Origin of the sequence: Streptomyces sp. MUM 203J (assembly GCF_022414595.1) — a bacterium.
GTDB lineage: Bacteria > Actinomycetota > Actinomycetes > Streptomycetales > Streptomycetaceae > Streptomyces.
In genome coordinates this window covers 1-2,761 of record NZ_JADWYO010000121.1, presented here as the reverse complement: position 1 = coordinate 2,761, position 2,761 = coordinate 1, and the positions used below count along the sequence as shown (strand labels likewise).

Sequence of the window (2,761 nt, the reverse complement as noted above, 5' to 3'; positions counted from 1 at the left end):
GCAGGCAGTACTCAAGATGTGCGACCTCGACATGCCCCATGGGGCGCATTCTGACCGCCCGACCGGCGCGGCGGCCTCAGCGGCCACCTCGGCCTCGGTCTCCGCGACCGGCTCACCCTCCGCGACCGGCGTCTCGACGGCCGTCGCGGCGGCGGCCACGGCCTCCGGCTGCTCGGCGCCGGCACCGCGGCCGCGCTTGCGCGCCCGCTTGCCGCCACCGCCGCCACCGGCGGTGGTCGGCTGCTCCATGTGGACGATGACACCGCGCCCGTTGCAGTGGACACAGGTCTCGGAGAACGACTCCAGCAGGCCCTGGCCGACCCGCTTGCGGGTCATCTGGACCAGGCCCAGCGAGGTCACCTCGGCCACCTGGTGCTTGGTCCGGTCCCGGCCCAGGCACTCCAGCAGCCGTCGCAGCACCAGGTCCCGGTTGGACTCCAGCACCATGTCGATGAAGTCGATGACGACGATGCCGCCCAGGTCGCGCAGCCGCAGCTGGCGCACGATCTCCTCGGCCGCCTCCAGGTTGTTCCTGGTGACGGTCTCCTCCAGGTTGCCGCCCTGGCCGGTGAACTTGCCGGTGTTGACGTCGACCACGACCATGGCCTCGGTCTTGTCGATCACCAGCGAGCCGCCGGAGGGCAGCCAGACCTTGCGGTCCAGCGCCTTCATCAGCTGCTCGTCGATCCGGTACGTGGCGAACACGTCGACCTCGGACGTCCAGCGCTGCAGCCGGTCCGCCAGGTCGGGCGCCACGTGGGACACGTACCCGTGGATGGTCTCCCACGCGTCGTCGCCGCTGACGATGACCTTCGAGAAGTCCTCGTTGAAGATGTCCCGGACGACCCGGACGGTCATGTCCGGCTCGCCGTACAGCAGCGTCGGCGCGTTGCCGTTCTTGGACTTCTTCTGGATGTCCTCCCACTGCGCCTGGAGCCGCTCGACGTCGCGGCGCAGCTCGTCCTCGCTCGCACCCTCGGCGGCGGTGCGCACGATGACACCCGCGTCCTCAGGGACGATCTTCTTGAGGATGGTCTTCAGCCGGGCGCGCTCGGTGTCCGGCAGCTTGCGGCTGATACCGGTCATCGAGCCCTCGGGCACGTACACGAGGTAGCGGCCGGGCAGGGAGACCTGGCTGGTGAGACGGGCGCCCTTGTGGCCGATCGGGTCCTTCGTCACCTGGACGAGGACGGACTGGCCGGACTTCAGGGCGGTCTCGATCCGGCGCGGGCCGTTGGCAAGCCCCAGTGCCTCGAAGTTGACCTCACCCGCGTACAGGACGGCGTTGCGCCCCTTGCCGATGTCGACGAACGCGGCCTCCATGGACGGCAGCACGTTCTGGACCTTGCCCAGGTAGACGTTGCCGACGTAGGAGGTGGCCTGCTCCTTGTTGACGTAGTGCTCGACGAGCACGTTGTCCTCAAGGACGCCGATCTGGGTGCGGTCGCCGTTCTGGCGCACGACCATCACGCGCTCGACGGCCTCGCGGCGGGCGAGGAACTCGGCCTCGGTGATGATCGGGACGCGACGGCGGCCCTGCTCGCGGCCCTCACGGCGACGCTGCTTCTTGGCCTCCAGGCGGGTGGAGCCCTTGATGGACTGCACCTCGTCGGACGGCTCCGCCCCCTTCTCCCGCTGGGGTCGCGGCTCGCGCACCTTGACGACCGTGCGGACGCCGTCCTCCTCCGTGGCCTCGGCCTCCCCGGGCTCGCCCGTACGGCGACGGCGACGGCGACGGCGACGGGAGCTGCTGGTACCGGCGGCGGACGGAGTGCCCTCGCCCTCGGTCTCGGCCTCCTCCTCGGCGGCCTCCTCGGCTTCGGCCTCCGCTTCTTCGGCCTCGGCGGCGGCCTCCTCGGCCTCCGTGGCGTCACCACGGCGGCGGCGACGGCCCCCACGCCGACGACGGCGCGACGGACGCTCCTCGAACTCCGTCGACTCCTCGCCCTCGGCCTCGGCCTCCTCCTCGGCCTCCTCCTCGGCCTCGACGGCCGGTGCGGGGGTCTCGGCGGCCTCCACGGCCCTGACCGGCTCGACGGTGGTCTCCGCCGCCTCGGCGCGGCGCCGGCGGCGGCGACGGCCACCGGTCTCCACGCGCTCGACGGTGACGGTCTCCTCCTCGGCCTCCGGCTCGGCGGCCTCGGCGGCAGCGGCGGCCTCGGCCGCGGCGGCGGCTGCGGCCGTCTCCGGAGTCTGGAACATGGGCTCGTTGAAGACCGGTGCCTGGAAGACCGGCACGGCGGGCCGCTGGGCGCGGCGGGACCGGGCAGGCTCGGCCTTCTTCGCCGGCTCGGCGGCCTTCGCGGACCGCGCGGACTCGGCGGGCCGAGCGGCCTGCGCGGGTTCGGCGGTGAACTGCGGCTTCGTCACCCGGCGGCGGGTGCGGCCACGGGACGCGGCCTGTTCGGCGGCGGCGACCTCGGCACCCGAGGAGTCGGCGGTGATCTGCGCGACCGTGCCGACGGGCAGCGTCTCCCCCGCCTCGGTCTCTTCGCTCTCCTCCGCCGCTGCGGCGGGTGCGGGAGCGGCGGTCTTGCGGGTGGCACGGCGCCGCTTGCGGGCGGGCGCGGCCTCCTCCTCGGCGGCCTCGACGGTCCCGGACACCGCCGCCTCGGGCTCGGCGGCCGTGGGCTCGGCCTCCACCACGGCCTCCGCACCGGCGGATGGCGCGGCGACCTTGCGGGTCGCCCGGCGGCGCTTCCGCTCCGGCGCCTCGGCCTCCTCGACGGCGGGCTCGGGCTGCTGCGGCTCGGCGGCGGGC

At 73.6% G+C, this 2,761-nt stretch carries 1 protein-coding gene; it reads right to left on the bottom strand.

Annotated features, from left to right (window positions below; genetic code table 11):
• On the bottom strand, window positions 1-2,761 hold a 2,761-nt coding region (locus I3F58_RS29075; RefSeq protein ID WP_240111704.1), incomplete at both ends, for an Rne/Rng family ribonuclease.